The 19,770-nt window shown below is 58.3% G+C and carries 15 protein-coding genes; 2 read left to right on the top strand and 13 right to left on the bottom strand.

Annotated features, from left to right (window positions below):
* Positions 1–115: 115 nt before the first annotated feature.
* From rnk to AB5Y82_RS15165, 5 genes are all read right to left on the bottom strand, one after another.
* Entirely contained in the window at positions 116–511 is a 396-nt protein-coding gene (rnk, locus tag AB5Y82_RS15185) for a nucleoside diphosphate kinase regulator (RefSeq protein ID WP_005334070.1), read from the bottom strand.
* Between the two features lie 246 nt (positions 512–757).
* Positions 758–1,495, bottom strand: coding sequence for an ABC transporter substrate-binding protein (locus AB5Y82_RS15180; RefSeq protein ID WP_159143485.1), 738 nt, complete (start codon positions 1,493–1,495; stop codon positions 758–760).
* Between the two features lie 82 nt (positions 1,496–1,577).
* Positions 1,578–2,264 carry a hypothetical protein gene (locus AB5Y82_RS15175; RefSeq protein ID WP_159144561.1) on the bottom strand — a complete coding sequence of 229 codons (687 nt, stop codon included), beginning with the start codon at positions 2,262–2,264 and terminating at the stop codon, positions 1,578–1,580.
* Positions 2,265–2,336: 72 nt separating this feature from the next.
* Positions 2,337–3,728, bottom strand: a complete 1,392-nt coding sequence (locus AB5Y82_RS15170; RefSeq protein WP_159143486.1) for an alkaline phosphatase — start codon at positions 3,726–3,728, stop codon at positions 2,337–2,339.
* 11 nt (positions 3,729–3,739) lie between these two features.
* Positions 3,740–5,137, bottom strand: a complete 1,398-nt coding sequence (locus AB5Y82_RS15165; RefSeq protein ID WP_005334065.1) for an alkaline phosphatase — start codon at positions 5,135–5,137, stop codon at positions 3,740–3,742.
* Positions 5,138–5,460: 323 nt separating this feature from the next.
* On the opposite strand from AB5Y82_RS15165, the gene ylqF reads away from it, so the two are divergent.
* Positions 5,461–6,411 (top strand): ribosome biogenesis GTPase YlqF, encoded by a 951-nt coding sequence (gene ylqF, locus AB5Y82_RS15160; protein WP_005334061.1) that lies wholly within the window; start codon positions 5,461–5,463, stop codon positions 6,409–6,411.
* Between the two features lie 158 nt (positions 6,412–6,569).
* Here ylqF and AB5Y82_RS15155 read toward each other — a convergent pair whose 3' ends face one another.
* From AB5Y82_RS15155 to dinG, 3 genes are all read right to left on the bottom strand, one after another.
* Entirely contained in the window at positions 6,570–7,466 is an 897-nt protein-coding gene (locus AB5Y82_RS15155) for a histone deacetylase (protein WP_368174175.1), read from the bottom strand.
* Between the two features lie 181 nt (positions 7,467–7,647).
* A complete protein-coding gene (locus AB5Y82_RS15150; protein WP_042080161.1) occupies positions 7,648–8,307 on the bottom strand; it encodes a DUF2057 domain-containing protein in 660 nt (219 codons plus the stop codon).
* A 142-nt stretch (positions 8,308–8,449) separates the two neighbouring features.
* Entirely contained in the window at positions 8,450–10,522 is a 2,073-nt protein-coding gene (dinG, locus tag AB5Y82_RS15145; protein ID WP_201912583.1) for an ATP-dependent DNA helicase DinG, read from the bottom strand.
* Positions 10,523–10,917: 395 nt separating this feature from the next.
* Here dinG and AB5Y82_RS15140 point away from each other — a divergent pair, with 395 nt between their 5' ends.
* The gene (locus AB5Y82_RS15140) at positions 10,918–11,997 is read left to right on the top strand and encodes a porin (RefSeq protein ID WP_111899716.1); all 1,080 of its coding nucleotides are present in this window, start codon (positions 10,918–10,920) and stop codon (positions 11,995–11,997) included.
* A 546-nt stretch (positions 11,998–12,543) separates the two neighbouring features.
* On the opposite strand, the gene tyrA is transcribed toward AB5Y82_RS15140, so the two are convergent.
* The 5 genes from tyrA to secD all read right to left on the bottom strand — a co-directional run bounded on the left by tyrA (position 12,544) and on the right by secD (position 19,742).
* Positions 12,544–13,671, bottom strand: coding sequence for a bifunctional chorismate mutase/prephenate dehydrogenase (gene tyrA, locus AB5Y82_RS15135; RefSeq protein ID WP_111899718.1), 1,128 nt, complete (start codon positions 13,669–13,671; stop codon positions 12,544–12,546).
* 131 nt (positions 13,672–13,802) lie between these two features.
* Positions 13,803–14,876 (bottom strand): 3-deoxy-7-phosphoheptulonate synthase, encoded by a 1,074-nt coding sequence (locus AB5Y82_RS15130; protein ID WP_111899719.1) that lies wholly within the window; start codon positions 14,874–14,876, stop codon positions 13,803–13,805.
* Positions 14,877–15,285: 409 nt separating this feature from the next.
* The gene (gene glgC, locus AB5Y82_RS15125) at positions 15,286–16,587 is read right to left on the bottom strand and encodes a glucose-1-phosphate adenylyltransferase (RefSeq protein ID WP_005334047.1); all 1,302 of its coding nucleotides are present in this window, start codon (positions 16,585–16,587) and stop codon (positions 15,286–15,288) included.
* Positions 16,588–16,870: 283 nt separating this feature from the next.
* Positions 16,871–17,788 carry a protein translocase subunit SecF gene (secF, locus tag AB5Y82_RS15120; protein WP_174218973.1) on the bottom strand — a complete coding sequence of 306 codons (918 nt, stop codon included), beginning with the start codon at positions 17,786–17,788 and terminating at the stop codon, positions 16,871–16,873.
* A gap of 151 nt (positions 17,789–17,939) precedes the next feature.
* Positions 17,940–19,742: a protein translocase subunit SecD gene (secD, locus tag AB5Y82_RS15115; protein ID WP_111899721.1), complete on the bottom strand. Its 1,803-nt coding sequence runs from the start codon at positions 19,740–19,742 to the stop codon at positions 17,940–17,942.
* Between the last annotated feature and the right edge of the window lie 28 nt (positions 19,743–19,770).

Here is a 19,770-nt window from a genome sequence, read left to right as displayed (position 1 = left end):
GCAGCAGGAAAAGGGGCTAAAAACCGGGGGGCAAGGTGTGTAAAGCTTGATCGGGATCAGCTGGCAAGGGCGAGCAAGCGGGCTGATCAACAGGGGGATGACCAGCCCGTGGGACTCAGCGGTGCAGCTCGCCGGCGCGCTCCGGCTGATAGACCACTTCCAGAATTTCGACCTCGATGGTGCGACCGGCCGGGCCCGGCCAGGCGATGCTGTCGCCCACTTTCAGACCGAGCAGGGCGCTGCCCACCGGCGCCAGTACCGAGATGTTGCTCTCGTCGCCCTTGGCATCGCGCGGGTAGACCAGGGTGAGGCAGAACTCGTTGCCGCTGCTCTGCATCTTGAAGCGTACCTTGCTGTTCATGGTGACCACGTCCGGCGGCATGTCGGCCGGTTCGCGGATCTCGGCGCGGTCCAGCTCCTCTTGCAGGGCCAGATGCTGTGGGTGGTTGCCGAGCAGTTGTTCGATACGGTCCAGATCAAGGCTAGAGATAACCAGATGAGGTTGTTTCATAAGATATTCCTTATCAATAGCGGATAGGCCCATACCGGCGGGTGCAGGTTGGCCATCACGCAAAGTGTTACAAAAAATGGATTCAACAGGTTCAATCGATTGAAAATGCCATGCCCCCAAGCGACTCGCGGCCGAAGGAGCGAGGCGGGGGCTCAGCAGGGTGTGAGCAAATGCGAGGAAATAGCGAGTATTTTCATGGGGCTACCATAACCATTCTGGCCGGCCTTGGCAACCGTGATTGAGTGACTACTCAGGAGCCTGATAGTTGTACTGACGGATGATCCGCGCCAGTGTGCCATCATGGCGCATCTCGTCTATCACGGCTTGCCAGCGCTGCGCCTGTTTGAAGGGGAAATCCTTGTGAGCGGCGAGGAACAGTTGGGTGTTCATCAACACTTCCCCGCGAACCAGCTGTTGTGATGAGCGTTTGTCTTGTTGTTGGGCATACAGGATGACATTCCATGCTGCGACCCAGGCATCAATGCGACCGCGATGGAGTTTATGAGCGTTTAGTTGCTCATCTGCCACTGTCTCTCCCCGGATCCCGATGCGTTGTTTGAGTAGGTGTTGACCAAACGAGTAGCGCAGCACGCCCACATCAAGGTTTTTCAAATCGCTGCTTTTTAGTGCTTTTGGGTGAAACCGGCGATCGCTGACGATCAAAAACTGCTCATCGAGGATGGGCGTTACCCACTGATAGAGGTGCTCTCGCTGACTGCTTCGCACGGGCGGTATCATCAATACATCGGGGCGATGAATTGTCTGGGTCAGTGCACGTGGAAGTGGCATCAGCTCGATGGTAAGCGGCTCGCCTAGACGGCGGGCTGCTTCCTCCATGATCTCGATACCCACCCCGCTGGGTTTACCATGGGAGGACTGAATGACGTAAGGGGGCAGCTCGGCCGCCACCAGCACAATAGCCTGGGCACTGGTGTTCACCAGCAATAACAGCAGGGTCAAAAAGGGCAGGCAGAGAGCGCGCATCAAGGTCGTGAGTCAGAGTCGAATGAGCAGAGTGTAACATTCCTGCCTGCGTTGTCGTTGTGCCCGCTGAGGGGTTGGGATCTCAGTCGAAGAAATCCCGCAGATCGCGCACTTCGTAATCAGCGAGTTGCTGCCAGGGGAGCTGAGCAGGCAGCTTGCGCAGGGTTACCTCCATCCGGTAGCTGCGATAGCCGTCGAGACTGGCCGATTCGACCACCAGCGGGATCTGCCACTGACTCGACCAGAGAATGCGGGTTCGTTGCTGCCCTTCGCGTTTTTCATACCAGCGGGCCTGCTCGGGGGCGGCCTCATCCAGCGGGGTCATCCCCTCGATCAGCCCCGGGTTGACGAGATGGCGGATCCGCAGCCAGTCGGGCTTGAAGGCCACCTGGCCATACTCTTCCACCGGCACTTCAACCAGCTGGTTGTGCCAGCTGTCGGCATAGTGCAGCTGAAGTTCACCCACATCACTGCGGCTGACCCAGCGGGCCGCCATCTGGTGGGTAAAGTGCTTGTGGCCGGGGGTGGCGTCGTGAGTGGCATGATAGGCACGGGCAAGGGGGAGGGGAATGAGCCGCTGGCTCCACACCTGATTGCCCACGCGCAGCCACTTCTCTTGCCAGACACTCTCTCTGGCGATGCCATCGCTGCCGGTGTTCCGGTCGTGATAGCTGATCCGGGCGGCGAGATCCGGGGGCGTGTCGTCAGCATGCAGGGGGAAGGCGAGGGTGCTGCCAAGCAGCCATAACGAAAGCAAAAGTCGCATCATCATCTGTCGCTCGAAAGAGCCGGGGCCCGGGCCGCTGAGTCAATTGCTCAGATGCACCCGGGCCCCTGCTGCTTACAGGCCGAGCGCCTCCCGCAGTTTGCCAAACACCTTGGTGTTATCCAGCGTGCCTTTGAAGCGGTTGCTGCCGGCGCCATCGGCAAACAGCATAACATCGCCGCCGCCATGGGTTTCCGATGTCAGCTTGACGCCGGTCTCCTGCAGATAGTCATTGGCCATCACCTGATCGCTGGTGAGGACCGGGCGCACGGCCGCACGATTGGGGCCGTTACCGAACACCAGGGTGGTGAAGGGCTTGCCATCCACGTCGTTCTGGGTCGAGCCATCGCCATTTTTCACCAGATCCAGCACCGGATTGCCCTTGGCGGAGTAGCCGTTAATGGTCATGGTGTGGTCATGGTCGGCGGTGACCACGATCAGGGTATTGTTGAGATCCACTTTACCCAGCGCCGTCTTGACCGCCTCATCCAGTGCCACCGCGTCGGTGAGCGAGCGCTTGGCATTGGTGCCGTGCAGGGCGTGATCGATACGGCCACCTTCTACCATCAGGAAATAACCCTGACTGTTCTTGCTCAGCAGGTCGATCGCCTTGGCGGTCATTTCGGAGAGAGACGGCTGGGTATTGGCAGCCCCCTTGGCGACCCGATCCAGCTCGTAGTCGAGGTGGGATTTGCTGCTGAACAGACCGAGCACCTTACCGCTGGTGACCTTGGCCAGTTCACTTTGGGTGGTGACATAGCTGTATCCCAGTGCCTTCATCTCGGCGGTCAGGTCGCGGTTGTCATTGCGACCGCCCTTGTTGCTGGCGCTGTAGGGGGTCCAGTGGTTGGCACCACCGCCCATCAGCACATCGACCCCATCCCCAAGCGCCTGGTTGAAACCAGTTCCTCCCGGAACAGCTTGTGCAGCGATGTCATAAGCGGCATCCCGATGGCAGATGTGGGCGTAGGTAGCCGCCGGGGTAGCGTGGGTCAGCTCGGTAGTGGTGACGGCCCCGACCGATTTGCCTGCCGCCTTGGCCAGCTCCAGGATGGTGGGCACCGGCTTGCCGTTATCGCTGCTGCAATTGTTGACGGTTTTGTTGCCATTGACGTCTTTGCCGGGGGCGACGGCTTTGGTGTCGCTGCTCATGGCGATCACCTCGTTGTTCATCTTGACCCCGGTGGTGTAAGCCGCCATGGAGGGGGCCGAGTCGGTGGTCTGGGCATCGTTGGAGAAGGTCTTGATGCGGGCACTGCGCGGCAGTTTCATCATCTCCAGATTGCCCTCTTCCCCCACCTTGAACAGGCGGGTGGCGGTGAGCACGGTGGGGCCCATGCCATCACCGATAAAGAGAATGACGTTTTTGGCATCACCGGCCTGTGCCTGGGAGGTTGCGCCCAGCGCACTGAACAGGGCGGCGCAGACCAGCGTGTGCTTGATGGATGTGTTCATCTGTTTGCTCATGAAAGTGCTCCTTACAGCTTGGCCGCAGCCTTGATCTTGCCGAACACGGCGGTGTTATCGAGTGAGCCATGGAAGCTGTCAGCCCCCTTGCCGATGGCGCCGAGGAAGACATCGGTGCCGCCGTGGGTCTCGTTGCCGATTTCGCCTACCTTGACCACCACTTCCTGGTGGTAGTCATTGGCGGAGACGGTGGCATCGTCGAGCGGGGCAACGCTGCTGCGCGGGCCATCTACCCGGTTGTAGCCGTTGCCAAAACCTATGATGGTGTAGGGCATGCCCTCGCTATCCTTGCTTGGCTCGCCAGTCTCGTAGTTCTTCACCAGCCCGAGTACGCCGGGGTTGTCGGCGGTGGTCTTGCCGGTGCGCTTGGCATAGCCGTTGAGCACGAGCGTGTGGTCGTGATCGGCGGTGACCACGATCAGGGTGTTTTTCAGCTCGGGGTCGCTCTTTTTCACCTCGTCGATGGCGGCCTTGATGGCGTTGTCGAAGGCGATGGTGTCCTGCAGCGCCCGCTTGGCGTTGGTGTCGTGCAGGGCGTGGTCGATACGGCCCCCTTCCACCATCAGGAAGTAACCCTTCTCTTTGCCCTTGAGCTGCTTGATGGCGGCCAGGGTCATCTGGGCCAGTGACGGCTCGCTGGCAGGGCGGTCCAGGTCATATTTCATGTGGCTGGAACCAAACAGCCCCAGCAGCGGCTTACCCGCATCGGCCTTGTTCAGCTCATCCAGATTGCTGGCAAACTGGTAGCCCTTGGCCTGCATTTCGCTGATGAGGTTGCGGCCATCCTCCCGCTTGCCCTTGTCGGCTTTGGGCAGGAAGAAACTGCTGCCGCCACCGAGCACCACATCCAGCCCCTCCTTGAGGGCGCTGTTGTAGCCTTTGCCGCCCGGTACCAGCTGGACGGCGATATCCGCTTCCAGATCCCGGTTGCAGATATGGGCATAGGTAGCCGCCGGGGTGGCGTGGGTTACCCGGGTGCTGGTTACCACACCGGTACCGCGGCCATCGGCTTTGGCCAGCTCCAGCAGGGTGGTCACCGGCTTGCCGGCGCTCTTGCTGCAGTCGCTCTCATAGGTGGCGTCGCCGTCCATGCTGATGACACCGTTGTTGCTCTTGACCCCGGTCATGTAGGCCGCCATGGAGGGGGCCGAGTCAGTGACCTGGGCATCGTGGGAGAAGGTCTTGATAAAGGCCGTCTCTGGCAGGGTATCGATGGTGAGATCACCCTCTTCGCCGACACCGTAGATGCGGGCCGCCGTCAGGGTGTTGAGGCCCATGCCGTCACCGAGGAAGAAGATGACGTTGGTGGGTTGGGCTGCGGGCTTGGTCGCCACCGTGTCATTGTCTGATTTGCAGCCGGCAGCCAGGGCGGCGCCGATCATCACTGCAAGTCCTGCCATTTTTCTCATTGGGGTTCGCTCCTTGTAAAACCTGAGCGCAGCCTAGAGGGGGTAGATGACACTTTTACTGACTATCGGTGACGGTTGTGTGAAAAAGTGATGAAAATGTTACACTATATCAATGTGTTATCTATCAATTGAGCCAGTTGGTCCGGTCGCTTCCGGCAAGGTTGCTCCGCCTCGGCGGTTTGCTGATTTGATGAGGTGATGGTTAGAATGACCTGTCAAAAGAGGCCCGCAGCAGGTAAAATGCGCCCCCTTCGTTCGATGCCCGCGGCAGAGCGCCTGTTGTTCCATGCGCGCGCCCGCAGCCCCCACAGAGAGTAACGGATATGTCCATCAACTGGTTCCCCGGTCACATGCACAAGGCCCGCAAAGAGATTGCCGAGGTCATGCCCCAGGTCGATGTGATCATCGAGATGCTCGATGCCCGCATCCCCTTCTCCAGCGAAAACCCGCTGGTGCCCGAGCTGCGTGGTGATACCCCGGTGATCAAGGTGCTGAACAAGGCGGACCTGGCCGATCCGGCGATCACCGATCTGTGGGTGGCACACATGGAAAAAGAGAAGGGGATCAAGGCGCTGCCGCTGACGCAACAAGAGCCGGAGAAGATCAAGCAACTGCTGACTCTCTGCCACGAGATGCTGCCGGAGCGCAATTTTGAGCTACGCGGCGTGCGGGCGATGATCATGGGGATCCCCAACGTGGGCAAGTCCACTCTGATCAATACCCTGGCGGGGCGCATCATCGCTCGCACCGGCAACGAGGCGGGGGTGACCAAGTCCCAGCAGCGGATCAAGCTGGATAACAACGTTATCCTGACCGATACCCCGGGTTTCCTCTGGCCCAAGCTCAATCCGCCCTCCTGCGGTTATCGTCTGGCCATCACAGCGGCCATCAAGGACACAGTGTTCGACTATGCCGATATCGCCATGTTCGCCGCTGACTACTTCATCAAGGCCTATCCGGAGCGGATCAAGGCGCGCTACCAGATTGACGAGCTGCCCGAGACCGAGATCGAACTGCTGGAGATGATCGCCCGCCAGCGGGCGTTTATGCGCAAAGGGGGGCTGGCCGACCTGCACAAGGCGTCCGAGATCCTGATCAACGAGTTCCGCTCCGGCTTGCTTGGCCGCATCTCGCTGGAGACGCCGGAGATGGTGAGCGTCGAGATTGTCGAAGCCGCCGCAGAAGCCGAGCAAAAAGCCAAAGAGAAGGCCGAGCGGGAAGAGGAGCGTCAGGCCCGCGCCCGTCGCAAGTACGCCCGCAAGCGTCAGAAATAGTTATACTCAGGCGTCCCGAGCTTGCCTGGCAACGAGCGAGCTTGTGTGACCCAGATGACGAAACACGAAGAGGCGACCCCAGGGGTCGCCTCTTCTGTTTTATCTGGTGAAGTGCCCGCCCACTTCTGATGGGGTGTCCGCGCTATAAAGCCATGCCATCAGCCAAAACGGTGGCATGCCGTCTCAAACAGCGACATATGAAGCGGGATCAGCTGCTGCCAGTCGCGGCGATAGCCGCCACCGGGCACCGCCGCGATGGGCAACCCATGCTTGATTGCACAGTCAAATACCATGGCATCGCGCAGGCGAACCCCTGCATCGCTCAAGGAGAGATAACCAAGCTCGTCGGCATGATGCACATCGACGCCCGCCTGATAGAGGATGAGATCCGGCGAATAGAGCCGCAGTGCCAGCGAGAGTGCCTGTTGCAGTGTGGTGAGATAGGCATCGTCCGTCATGCCGCTTGGCAGCGGAAAGTCGAGGTGAGAGGCGGCTTTGTGATGGGGAAAGTTGTGCTCCCCATGGAAGGAGAGGGTGATGATATCGCGCCTTCCGGCGCACAGGGTCGCACTGCCATCTCCCTGATGTACATCGAGATCGACGATCAGCACCTGTTCACAGCGCCCCTCGTCGAGGCAAGCCTGGGCGGCAATCACCAGATCGTTGAACAGACAAAAACCGCTGCCGTGATCCCGATGGGCGTGGTGGTAGCCACCGGAGATCTGCAAGCCGCATCCCTGCTCAAGAGCATGGCGGCTGGCGGCAATAGTGGCACCCACCGAGCGCAAGGTGCGCTCTATCAGCATGGGTGACCAGGGAAAACCGATCTTGCGGATGGCGCGAGCTTCAAGCTGGCCGCTCAGGGCCGCCGCGACATAATCGGCATCGTGAATGCGACAGATTTGCTCCCGGGTGGCCGCTGGCGCTTCGCCCAGGGGGTAACCCTGCGCCTGCAACTGCTCAAACAGCCCCTGATACTTGGCCAGCGGGAAGCGATGGCGCTCGGGTAGCGTCAGGGAGGAGTAGAGGGGGTGATAGAAAATGCGCAACGACATGGTGCCATTCTCCCTGGCAAGGTGGCGCTTTCTATATATGAAATCAGCAGATGAATCCATATATACACTCCCTATATAAAGGGGAAGTGGCAGCGCATAAATCAAGACGCGTCGTGAGTGAGACCGCAGGATATGGAAAAGGGGAGCTTGGCTCCCCTTTCAGTCAATCTCTCAGCCCGGCTTATTGCTGCTGGATAACCCAGATCTGGAAGGCTTTGCGGGTTTCCGCATCTGCCTTGTTGTACCAGTTTTGCAACTGGGTCAGCGCTTCCGGATTGCTTTGAGCCTTGCTGGGGGCAACCTGAACCGGTGCGCTGGCGGCAGCCATCACGGCAGCAGAAGAGACGGCCACTGCTTTGGGCTGGTTGAAGGCTTTCCCCATGTTGATCAGCTCTTGCTGATAGTCACGGGTCAGCTGGAAGCCCTCTACTTTCGGCATCACGAACTGTTCGCTGCTCACTTGCTGACCACTGACCTTGTCTTTCAGCGCCACTTTCTGCTCTTTGACAAACTGCTTGGCTTCGGCTTCGTTGCGGGGCTTTTTATAGTCCAGCACCAGCTTTTGGTTGTCGGCAGCAGTGAAGTTCAGCACCAACGGCTCGGCGGTCACCAGCTTGATTTCGTTACGGCTGGAGTAGTTGCCTTCAAAGGCGACGACCAACTGGTGTTTGCCGGCAGAGAGGGGGAAGGTGCTGGTTTTGTCGAGCAGCTTGGGGTTGATGGATTGACCATCGATCAGCTGGACGACATACGGGGTGGTCACTTCCAATTGGGCATCAGCAAGGGCGCTACCGGCCCACAACAGACCAGCCAGCGCCGGTACCAGAACAGTCAGTTTCATTTCATCTCCTTGAACAGTCAGGCGATTGCCCACTGAAAACAGGGGCTCATTTTTACAGGTTTGGCCTACTGCGGCAATGGCTCTTTCTGGTGGTCGATGTTCGCGCTGCTGTCAGTTTGTTTATCAATAGCGACCGACTTATTTATTCGATCCGCCGTGTAAACGGGGGGAGGGCGTCGAGCAACCCCTTGCCATAACGTTTGGTCAGCAGGCGGCGGTCCAGAATGGTGACTCGCCCCCGATCGGCCTCTTTGCGGATGAGGCGGCCACAGGCCTGGATAAGCTTGCGCGATGCCTCCGGGACCGTCAGTTGCAGGAAGGGGTTGCCGCCTCGTTGCTCCACCCACTCGGCAGTAGCCTCCTCGACCGGCGAGTTGGGCACCGCAAAGGGGAGCTTGGTGATGACCAGATTGGTAAGGTAGTGACCCGGCAGATCCAGCCCCTCCGAGAAGCTGCCGGTACCAAACAGGATGCTGGCCTGACCGCCATCGCATTTTTGTTTGTGCAGGGTGAGCAGGGCATTGCGGGAGGCTTCCCCCTGCACCAGCAGTGACAGCCCCTTGGCTCGCAAGCCAATGGCCACCTCATTCATCTGGCGGTAGGAGGAGAAGAGCACCAGACTCGCCTCCTTGCCCGCCAGAATACGTGGCAGTACGCTGATGAGCTCGTTGGTAAAGGCCGGCGAGTTGGGTTCGTGCTCCATTTTGGGCAGATAGAGCTCGGCTTTCTGATAGTCAAAGGGTGAGCGCAGGCGCAGATAGCGGGTACCGTCGTGCTCCTTGAGCCCCACCTGATGGCGAAAATAACTAAAGGAAGAGAGTGCTGTGAGGGTCGCGGAGACCAGTACGGCTCCCAGACATTTCGACCAGAGCCACTCCTCCAGCAAATAGCCTACCTCAATCGGTGAGGCGTGCAGCCAGATATCGCCGTCATCGCTCTTGGCCATCCAGCGGGCGAGCGGGGTTTTACCGGTCGGCACATGGCGCCCCAGCATCTCCCAGAGGGCGCAGAAACTCTCCAGCCGTTGCAGATGAAAACCGCTCTCTGCCAGCAGAGGTTCGGCCTCCTTGCGGCGGATCTCGCCATCTTTCAGCGCTTCACCGATGGCTCCTTGCATCCGATCCAGCGCCCGCAGCGCCTTCTTGCTCGACTCCTTGAGATTCTCCGCCAGCATGGGCAGGGGATCCGGCAATACCCCTTCGGCGAAGCGGTAGTGGGGTTCACTGCCAAAAAGCCGATCGTTGGCGCTGAGCCACTGCTCGACCGCCTTCAGGTCGGGCTGGATGGAGGCCAGTGCATCCTGAAGTTTGAGTTGGGGGTCGAGCAGGCTCTCTTTATTAAGAGTCCGCGCCAGCTTGCCTGCACTTTGTACCAGCTTCTCCAGCCAGCGACGCGAGCCTTTGACGCTGGCCGACGCCGCGCCGTGATCCCGGGCGATAGTGGGCAGGTGATGGGCCTCATCCAGCACATAGATGCACTCATCGGGGGGCGGCAGAATGATGCCGCCGCCCATGGTCAGATCGGAGAGCAGCAGTGCATGGTTGACGACCAGCACATCGGCGCTCTCCATGTCGTTGCGGGCGCGATGAAATGGGCAGTGCTGGTGATGGCTCAGCGCCTTGTTGCAGGTGTGGCGGTCGGCGGCGATGCGATCCCAGCACGTGTCGGGAATGGGCTCCGGCCAGTTGTCCCGATCCCCGTCCCATTTACCATTGGTGTAGGCCTGCCACAGGGCCTGGTAGCGATCTTTGTCGCTGTCAGATGGCTTGGACTTGCTCAGACTGCCAAAGTCGAGCTCGAAGTTGGCCATCTCGGCGCCACTGGCTGCCTGCTCCAGCAGATGCTCGCAGCAGTAGCGCTGACGCCCCTTGACCAGCATAAAGCGAAACGGCAGCTCGCTGTGGCGGTGGTAAAAAGGAAGGTCTTTGTGGATCAGCTGCTCTTGCAGGGCCACGGTAGCGGTAGAGATCACCAGCTTCTTCTGGGTGAGCCGCGCCACCGGGATGGCTCCTTGCGCATAGGAGAGGGATTTGCCGATACCGGTGCCCGCTTCGGCCACCAGAATACGGCGCTGTTTGTCGTACTCGCCGGTCAGGGTTTTTGCTATCTCGGCCACCAGAAAGTTCTGCTCTTTGCGCGGCACAAAACCGGGTAATCCATCCGAAATCTGGCGATAGGTTTGACGAATGGTGGCTTTAAGGCGAGTAGAGAGCATGAAGAGAAGGCCAGTTAGGGGTTAATCGAAGGACAAGGATACCCGCAACCCCTTGGTGAGGTCGAGGCAACTGCAATTATCACGGCTGTTTTACGCTGATCAGACCACTCTGGTTGTTTATCAGGTAGTTAGCGTTATTTGCATGCAAAATAGACTATTTGAGTCCAAATAATCAGCAGGATTCATTGTAAACGTTTTCCTTTTGCCTTTCCGTTAGGTGAGACTTGGCTCACATTTTTGCCTCCATGACTATGGTTTCCGTAAAAAGTTCCAAGTTTTTTCATTGCGGTTCAAAAAATCCGGTGCTAGTCTCGGCGGCATAGTGATGCAAAGAACATCGCTAACACAGGGAATAACAACAACTTAGTGTTTAATTACAGTAGGCATTGGAAACTATGAAAAAGACAATTCTGGCTATTGCTATTCCGGCTCTGTTTGCATCCGCCGCTAACGCCGCAGTGATCTATGACAAAGACGGTACCACTTTCGACGTATACGGCCGTGTACAAGCTAACTACTACGGTGAGCACGACTCTTCTGACGCTGAACTGGTTGGTGCTTCCCGTCTGGGTTGGTCCGGCAAGATCGCGCTGAACAACACCTGGTCTGGTATTGCCAAGACCGAATGGCAAGTCGCTTCTGAAAACAGCGATAACATCAACAAAGACACCAAATCTCAGGCTAAAGGTGAGAAGACTGGTGGTAAGTTTGAAGCACGTCACATCTATGTAGGTTTCGATGGTACCCAATACGGTAAGATCATTTTCGGTCAAACCGATACCGCTTACTACGATGCCATTGCCGTGACCGATATCTTCAACGAGTGGGGTAGCGAAGGTAACCTGTACGATGGTCGTCAAGAAGGCCAGATCATCTACTCCAACAGCTTCGGTGGCTTCCACGGTAAACTGTCTTACCAAACCAATGATGATGCAGTGACTTCTGTTAAAGACGTTGGATCAAGCACCATCAGCAAAACTATTCAAGATGTCAAACTGAACCAAGGCTACGGTGCTGCCGCTGGTTACAAGTTTGACTTCGGTCTGGGCTTTGATGCCGGTTACAACCGTTCTGACCTGGAAGCAACGGCTGACCGCGCCGGTGTGTTCACCAAGGGCGGCAAGTTTGAGAAGTCTGACTGGGCTATCTCTTCCAACTACGGTATCAATGGCTTCTACTTTGCAGCCATGTACAACGAAAGTGACCTGAAAAACAAGGCAACTGGCAACAAGCATGAAGGTAAAGGCTACGAACTGGCTGCTACCTATAACGTAGATGCTTGGACCTTCCTGGCTGGTTACAACAAAGAAGAGACACGTGCTCCGGGCGCTTCTTACAAAGATTCGATTGATGCGACTCTGCTGGGTGTTCAGTATGATTTCACTTCCAAGCTGAAAGCCTATACCGAATACCGTATCGAAGGTATCGATAACGCTGACGACCAGTGGACTGTTGCTCTGCAGTACAACTTCTAATAAGTTGCACATGAGTAATATCCTGGCTTGAGTCTTTGACCAAGCTACGAATGGCCGAGACGATATCTCGGCCATTTTCTTTTTGGCGACAGCGTATTGGTGCATGATGTATCGCCGGATTGCTGTGTTAAGTGATATTTGGCAAACCATCAGTCTCGATTAATCTCTCCTGCTTCCTACTTCCTACTTCCTGCTTCCTGCTTCCTGCTTCCTGCTTCCTGCTTCTTGCTTATCTCTTTGATGAGAGGCGCTTGTTCTACTTTGCGTCGTACAACCTTGCTCGTAGCAGCTTGGTTTGACTGTGAGAATCTGGCTGCCCTTGTAAGGGGCGGCGCTATTTGCGCGGCTTGTGCGGATATTTAGGGGGCATGCTTGGTGGATGTGATGCAGCGCAGGGAGAGGGGATTGTGATGCCAAATCTAGGTAGGTACTTGATGCGTCGCCGCTCGCGACTGAGTTAGCGTTGAAATCGGTAATAAACAAAAAGGGAAGATGCCTGAGTATCTTCCCTTTTTGGTGATATGAGCGGTGACTGCTTTTGCAGGATCAGCCGTGTTGGCGGCGATCGTTGGCCTGGGCCAGCAACATGCGGCTTTCACGCAGGAACTGGTCGGCATATTCGCCGAAGAAACCGGAGACTTGCGAGAAGGCATCGATGAAACCGTCCCTGTCCCCCCGCTCCAGCAGCCCCAGCGCTTCGCCGAAGTTTTGGTAGTAGCGACGGATCATCGCCAGATTCTGCGGTGACGACAAAATGATGTCGGCATAGAGGTGGGGATCCTGAGCGAACAGCCGCCCCACCATGGCGAGCTCCAGCCGGTAGATGGGGGAGCTCAAACTCAGCAGGCGATCCAGATTGGCCTGCTCCCGGGAGAGGTGCCAGCCATAGGCAAAGGTGGCGAAGTGACGCAGAGCCTGAATGAGGGTCATCGCCTCATCGTGAGCCTTGGCCTCCACCTGTTGCAAGCGGGCGCCCCAGATGGTCATCTGATCCAGCAGCCATTGGCTGGCGGCGGGGTCACGACCCTGGCAGCAGACGATCACCTGCTTGGCGAGACTCGCCACATCCGGCCCGAACATGGGGTGCAGTCCCAGTACTGGCCCTTGGTGCACCGTCAGCATATGTTCGAGCGGCGCCGCCTTCACGCTGGTGACATCAACCAGCAGGCAGTGTGCGGGCAGGTTACCGAGGCGATCGATGATCTGGCAGGTGATATCGATTGGCACCGCCACCATCACCAGACCGGCTCCGGCAAGGATCTCGTCAGCGCGTGGCCAGTCGGCTTGTTCCAGCGTCTCGACCCGGTAGCCTGAGAGGCTGAACATATGACCGAACAGCCGACCAAGCTGGCCCTGACCGCCGATGATGACCACCTTGCCAAGATCCGGCTTTATGCATTTGAAGCCGGTATCTTTCTCGCTGGCATAAGATTCACGCATCACCCGGCGCAGCACATCTTCGATGAGATCGCCGGGCACTCCCAACTGCTCGGCCTCGGCGCGGCGGCGGGCCAGCATGCTCGCCTCCCGATCCGGTGCATAGATGGGCAGGCCGTGGCGGCTCTTTACCTCACCCACTTCTCCCACCAGGGCCAGACGGGCGGCCAGCAGATCGATCAGCTGCTTGTCCACCGCATCTATCTTGTCCCTGAGTACATTCAACTCTTCAGCCATATCCAGTCCCTGCTGGCGCCGCAGCGGCGCCCTGAAAATCAAGATGCAACAAGGTATCACGGCATGAGCGGTTTGATGCCACCACTAGTGATACCTCGATTGTTCAATAGGTTACGACAAGATACCACGGCTTACCGTGCAGTTCTGCCCTTGAGGGGGTCAGCCAGCTGGTTGTGGCAGCGGGCCAGCAGGGTGGCGGTGGTGTCCCAGTCGATGCAGGCATCGGTGATGGAGACCCCGTAGCGCATCTGCTCCTTGGGCTGCTCGCTGGACTGGTTTCCCTCGAACAGGTTGGATTCGAGCATCACCCCGATGATGGAGCGGTTGCCCTCCTGGATCTGGTGGATGACGTTGTAGGCCACCTTGGGCTGCAAACGGTGATCCTTGCTGGAGTTGCCGTGGCTGCAATCCACCACAAGGCTCGGCAGCAGGCCCGCTTTCTCCAGCGCCTCTTCCGCCAGCGACACGTTGACCGAGTCATAGTTGGGATGTTTGCCGCCGCGCAGGATCACGTGGCCATCCGGGTTGCCCTGGGTCTGCAGCAGCGCAACCTGGCCCTGCTGGTTGATCCCCATAAAGGCGTGAGGGGAGGAGGCCGCCTGCAACGCATTAATGGCAGTCCCCAAGTTGCCGTCGGTGCCGTTCTTGAAGCCGACCGGCATGGAGAGACCTGACGCCATCTCCCTGTGGGTCTGGGATTCGGTGGTGCGGGCGCCGATGGCTGACCAGGAGAAGAGCTCCGCCAGGTATTGCGGGCTGATGGGGTCGAGCGCTTCGGTGGCCAGCGGCAACTCCAGCTCCGCCAGCCAGCAGAGTAGCTCGCGGGCACGGTGCAGCCCCAGCTCCACATCGAAGGTGCCATCCAGATTGGGGTCGTTGATAAAGCCTTTCCAGCCGACCGTGGTGCGCGGCTTCTCAAAGTAGACCCGCATGACAATGTAGAGAGAGTCCTGATAGGCATCATGCAGCGCTTTGAGTCTGGTTGCGTACTCTTTGGCGGCGTCCATGTCGTGGATGGAGCAGGGACCACAGATCACCAGCAGGCGGTGATCGCGGCGGTGAATGATATCGGCGATGGTATTACGGGCCCCTTGCACGAATGCCAGCGCCTTGTCGGAGATGGGTAACTTCTCCTTGAGCTGGGCAGGCGTGATCATCACTTGTTCGGACTGGATATGGATGTTGTTCAGGGGGTCTCTTTGCATGATTTCATTCTCTCTACTGTATTAAGCCAAAAGCGATTGTACCGATATGTTTACGTTGGTACCTGCTTTGTTACGCAACCGCCCTCACCTTACCAAGGAAAAACAAACAATCAAGTGAAACTAGCGGATTTACCGCTAAAAAGTCAGATAAAGGAGCTGCTATATAGCGCGAACAGGAATAATACAGAGGGTTTTTCGGAGGGTTAATGGTTTTTGTGTAACTTGATATTTACACCTTGAGAGGTGAAGGCTGCGTTGCCCAGTTGCTCACCCACAGTAAATGGTATCTCTGGGAGACTGCAACGCGATGGCAATGATGGTGTGGGGTGGCTTATCTGGTCAGCCATAGAAAGAGGGAGCCATAATGGCTCCCTTTGCGGTAGGAAGGGGGATCCCGTCTGGCTGCGGATCAGCGCTTCTGTTTTCCCTGCAGCTCTTTGTTCAGGCGAGTGAGCATCCCCTGGGTGACCAGCACTATGCCCTGCTCGGAGCGGTGGAAGCGACGTGCATCTTCATCGGCGTTTTCACCGATCACCGTGCCTTCCGGCAGTTTGCACCCCTTGTCGATCACCACCCGGCGCAGTCGGCAACCGGCACCAATCTCCACACCCGGGAAGATAACGGCCTGATCCAGAGTGCAGAAGGAGTCGACCCGCACATTGGTAAAGAGCACCGAACTCAGGATGAAAGAGCCACTGACGATGGTGCCCCCGGCAAACATGGAGTTGATGGTCATGCCGTGCTGGCCATTTCTGTCCTGCACGAACTTGGCGGGAGGAGTCATGTTCTGGCTGGTCCAGATGGGCCAGTCCTGATCGTAGATATCCAGCTCCGGCGTGACTGAGGCGAGATCCATGTTGGCTTCCCAGAAGGAGTCCACGGTGCCCACATCGCGCCAGTAGGGGCGGCGATCCGGACAGCAGCCGACACAGGACATGCCAAACGGGTGAGCGAATGCGGTGCCCTCTTTCACCACGCGGGGGATCACGTCCATGCCGAAATCGTGATGGGACTGCTCGTTGGCAATGTCCTCTTCCAGCAGCTGATAGAGATACTCCGCATCGAAGATATAGACGCCCATGGAGGCCAGCGCGGTGTCGGCCTTGCCCGGCATGGCGGGCGGGTTAGCAGGCTTTTCGACGAAGGCATTGATCTTGCGATCATCATCCACCGCCATTACCCCGAAGGCGCTTGCTTCACTGCGTGGCACCTCGATGCAGGCAACGGTCACCTTGGCGCCCATATTGACGTGGTCGAGCAGCATGGCGGCGTAATCCATCTTGTAGATGTGATCGCCTGCCAGCACCACCACATATTTGGGGGCGTGATCGCGGATGATATCCAGATTCTGGTAGACCGCATCGGCGGTACCCCGATACCAGTTCACCTCATCCACCCGCTGCTGGGCAGGGAGCAGATCGATAAACTCGTTCATCTGGTAGCGCAGGAAAGACCAGCCCGATTGGAGATGGCGCAACAGGCTGTGGGATTTGTACTGGGTCACGACACCGACCCGACGAATGCCGGAGTTGATGCAGTTGGAGAGCACGAAATCGATGATGCGGAATTTGCCGCCGAAATGAACGGCAGGTTTTGCACGGTTGTCGGTTAACTGTTTGAGGCGACTACCCCGCCCTCCTGCGAGTACCAAAGCCATGGTCTCGTTCAGCAACTGTCTGGATTTTGCTGTATTGGCAGGTTGTAACAACATCTCATATCCCTTTGTAGATAAATCACTACAATGTTGCCTCCTTTGAGCCCTCAAGAAAGTGCTTTCAGTCACATTTTATGGTTTACGACGTAATAAAATGACCTTTTTGTTATTAAAAATGACGGGTTGATCCGTTATTGCTTTCAATATGGTCAGTTGTCAATTGAGGCGAGCCGAACGACAAAATGGGCGGCGAGAGAGGAGGGATGGAAAAAGCCCCTGCCAATGGTTGGCAGGGGCCCGGTTCGTTGAGACCCGGTGAGCCGGGCCTGATTAACAAGGTTCAGGCTGCGTTGGCCAGTGGCTCCTCGCTCTTCTTCTGGTAGGCCTGCGGGGTGAGGCCCAGCAGCTCCTGCACGGTCGAGGCGACGGTGATGGAAGAGACGGTGCCCACCAGGATCCCGGCAAACAGGGTGAAGGAGAAGCCGTAGAGGGCGTCACCACCAAACAGCAGCAGGGCGCCCACGGTAAACAGGGTGGTGCCCGAGGTGATCATGGTGCGACTGAAGGTTGCCTTGATGGCCACATCGGAGCACTCGTGGATCCCCATCTGGGTACGCGAGCTCAGCAGATCCCGCAACCTGTCCGAGATGACGATGCTGTCGTTGAGGGAGTAGCCGATCACCGCCATCAAACCGGCGATGATGTTCAGATCGAATTCGATCTGAAAGAGTGACAGCAGCCCCAGCGCCACGATGGCGTCATGGACCACCGAGAGCAGGATGCCGACGGCCTGACGCCACTCGAAGCGAAACGCCAGATAGGCCGACATCGCCAGCGAAGCCACCAGCACCGCCAGCATCCCCTGCTGGAACAGCTCGGCACCCACCTGAGGACCGACGATGGTGGTGCGCAGCAACTCGACCGGCATCCCCAACTGCTGGGTCAGCATGGTGGCGAGATCCGCCGCGGGCCAGGGCAGTTCGTGGGGGGGCAGCTTGATCAGCCACTCGCCGGGAATTCCGGCCGAGCTCAGCTCAACGGCTCCCGCCAGCGGGGAAACCAGCATGGCATTGAGCTCATGGGCCTCTTTCAGGGTCTGGATATGAAACTCCAGCAGGATCCCGCCGGTAAAATCGAGCCCCAATGTCAGGCCGTTCACCAGCAAGATGGCGACGCTGGCCACGGTCAGCAGGATGGAAGCCCACAGGCCGATATAGCGCCAACGGGTCAGCCCCATGGCAACGATCATTCTCAACATAATTCTCTCCTTGGCCAGCCAGCATCAGGCTGTTGGCCCATCACGACGTGTCGCGACACGCCGGGAAAATAGTGTTCTGCTTTGGCCGCTCCGGCCATATCCATGGCCGATGGCGCAGTCAAAGCCGCTCATCAGAGGGACTGCTGTCCCGTTACACCTTCAGCGTGCGCTCGCTGCTGCGTCCCCAGAGGGGGTTGATGATGGCGCGCGTCCCCCAGATCCCGGTGATCATGCTGGAGAGCAGACCCAGAATGAGGGTGATGGAGAAGCCTTGCAGCGGCCCGGAGCCGATGGAGTAGAGCACCACAGCGCAGATGAGCGTAGTGATATTGGCATCGAAAATGGTGTGGAAGGCCGAGCGATAGCCAAAGTCGATGGCGTTGGCCAGTGAACCTCCTTCTCGCAGACGGTCCCTGATCCGCTCGAAGATCAGCACATGGGTATCCACCGCCATGCCCACCGTCAGCACCAGACCGGCGATCCCCGGCAGGGTCAGCACGGCGCCCGGCAGCACCGCCAGCATGCCGACCTGCATCAACAGGTTGGCGACCAGCGCCGTGATGGCAACCCAGCCGAATTTGCGGTACCAGGCCATCATGAACAGCATCATGCCCGCCATGCCGAAGGCCAGCGCGGTGAAGCCTGCCTCGATATTCTGCATCCCCAGCGTCGGGCCAATACTGCGTTCTTCCAGGATCTTGAGAGGGGCGGTGAGGGCGCCGGCACGCAGCAGCATGGCCAGCTCTTGCGCCTCCGGCAGACTGCCAATGCCGGTGATGCGGAACTGGTTGCCAAGGGCGGTCTGGATGGTGGCGACGTTGATCACCTCGCTCTGGGCGCGCAGTTTGCCCTGAGCGTTGGTCTTGTACTCGGTGAAAACGGTCGCCATCGGCTTGCCCACATGCTGGCGGCTGAACTGGTTCATCTTGCTGCCACCCAGGGTGTCGAGCACGATATTGACCTGGGGTTGACCCATTTCGCCCATGTTGGCGCGGGCATCGACGATGTGCTCGCCGGTCAGCACCGGCTTGCGTGCCATGCCGACGGCCTGACCGTTGCGATCGGCGATATAGACGTGGCTGTCGGCTTTGGCCTCGTAGAAGGCCAGCGAGGCGGTGGCGCCGATCACCTCTTTCGCCTGTTTGGGGTTGTGTACCCCGGGCAGTTCGATACGGATGCCATCCTGCCCCTGACGCACCACCGAGGCCTCGACAATGCCGAGCTCGTTGATCCGTTTTTTCAGGATCGACAGGTTCTGGGTCACGGCGTTGTTGACCAGCAGGGTACGCTCCGCCTCGCTCAGCACCAGTTTCAGATCATTGCCGGAGCGGGTCAGCTTCCACTGATCCTGACGGGTACCGGCACTCTCTTTGATGATAGAGAGCCAGCTCTCCTGTTCGGCCACCTCCGGCAGGGTGACGGCTACGGCGCCCTGTGCGCTGCGCGTGACGCTGGCGCCGCGCAGATTGGCTTCACGGAAACGGGTGCGCAGGGTGTCGACCAGATTCTTGGTCTGATTGTCGATGACAAAGTCCACGTCCACCCCGATAAGCAGCTGGGAGCCGCCACGCAGGTCGAGCCCCAGCTTGATGGGATCGGCGCCGAGGCGAGTGATCCAGGCCGGCGCGTTGGAGTGAAACTCCAGGGTCAGGGCGGCACTGTCGACCCCTTGCAGCTCCAGCAACTGCTTGGCGCGCTGCTGATCGCCCTGACTGGCAAAGACCAGCTCGACCCGCTCAGGTTGCTCAAGGACCTTGAGCGGGGTCAGGTGTTTGTCACTCAGCAGCATCTGTTGTTGAGCGGTCAGGCGCTGCTGTCCGTGCAGGCCGAGGGAGGGCTGCTCACCGAAAAAGGTGGGCAGGGAGTAAAAGGTAAAGGTCAACAGCATCAACAGCAGTAGTGCGTACTGCCACTTGCTCATGCGGTTGAGAACGGTGCGATTGCTCTTTCTCATGGCAAACAAGCCTCTGTCAGGAGAATGG

The sequence above is a fragment of the Aeromonas sp. s13 genome (assembly GCF_040907905.1).
GTDB classification, from domain to species: Bacteria; Pseudomonadota; Gammaproteobacteria; order Enterobacterales; family Aeromonadaceae; genus Aeromonas; species Aeromonas veronii.
This window is presented reverse-complemented; position numbering and strand designations above follow the sequence as displayed.

What these genes read in the sequence shown, in the direction of transcription:
- rnk (WP_005334070.1), bottom strand. Translation starts at nt 511, where the DNA reads ATGAAACAACCTCATCTGGTTATCTCTAGCCTTGATCTGGACCGTATC.
- AB5Y82_RS15180 (WP_159143485.1), bottom strand. Translation starts at nt 1,495, where the DNA reads ATGCGCGCTCTCTGCCTGCCCTTTTTGACCCTGCTGTTATTGCTGGTG.
- AB5Y82_RS15175 (WP_159144561.1), bottom strand. Translation starts at nt 2,264, where the DNA reads ATGATGCGACTTTTGCTTTCGTTATGGCTGCTTGGCAGCACCCTCGCC.
- AB5Y82_RS15170 (WP_159143486.1), bottom strand. Translation starts at nt 3,728, where the DNA reads ATGAGCAAACAGATGAACACATCCATCAAGCACACGCTGGTCTGCGCC.
- AB5Y82_RS15165 (WP_005334065.1), bottom strand. Translation starts at nt 5,137, where the DNA reads ATGAGAAAAATGGCAGGACTTGCAGTGATGATCGGCGCCGCCCTGGCT.
- ylqF (WP_005334061.1), top strand. Translation starts at nt 5,461, where the DNA reads ATGTCCATCAACTGGTTCCCCGGTCACATGCACAAGGCCCGCAAAGAG.
- AB5Y82_RS15155 (WP_368174175.1), bottom strand. Translation starts at nt 7,466, where the DNA reads ATGTCGTTGCGCATTTTCTATCACCCCCTCTACTCCTCCCTGACGCTA.
- AB5Y82_RS15150 (WP_042080161.1), bottom strand. Translation starts at nt 8,307, where the DNA reads ATGAAACTGACTGTTCTGGTACCGGCGCTGGCTGGTCTGTTGTGGGCC.
- dinG (WP_201912583.1), bottom strand. Translation starts at nt 10,522, where the DNA reads ATGCTCTCTACTCGCCTTAAAGCCACCATTCGTCAAACCTATCGCCAG.
- AB5Y82_RS15140 (WP_111899716.1), top strand. Translation starts at nt 10,918, where the DNA reads ATGAAAAAGACAATTCTGGCTATTGCTATTCCGGCTCTGTTTGCATCC.
- tyrA (WP_111899718.1), bottom strand. Translation starts at nt 13,671, where the DNA reads ATGGCTGAAGAGTTGAATGTACTCAGGGACAAGATAGATGCGGTGGAC.
- AB5Y82_RS15130 (WP_111899719.1), bottom strand. Translation starts at nt 14,876, where the DNA reads ATGCAAAGAGACCCCCTGAACAACATCCATATCCAGTCCGAACAAGTG.
- glgC (WP_005334047.1), bottom strand. Translation starts at nt 16,587, where the DNA reads ATGTTGTTACAACCTGCCAATACAGCAAAATCCAGACAGTTGCTGAAC.
- secF (WP_174218973.1), bottom strand. Translation starts at nt 17,788, where the DNA reads ATGTTGAGAATGATCGTTGCCATGGGGCTGACCCGTTGGCGCTATATC.
- secD (WP_111899721.1), bottom strand. Translation starts at nt 19,742, where the DNA reads ATGAGAAAGAGCAATCGCACCGTTCTCAACCGCATGAGCAAGTGGCAG.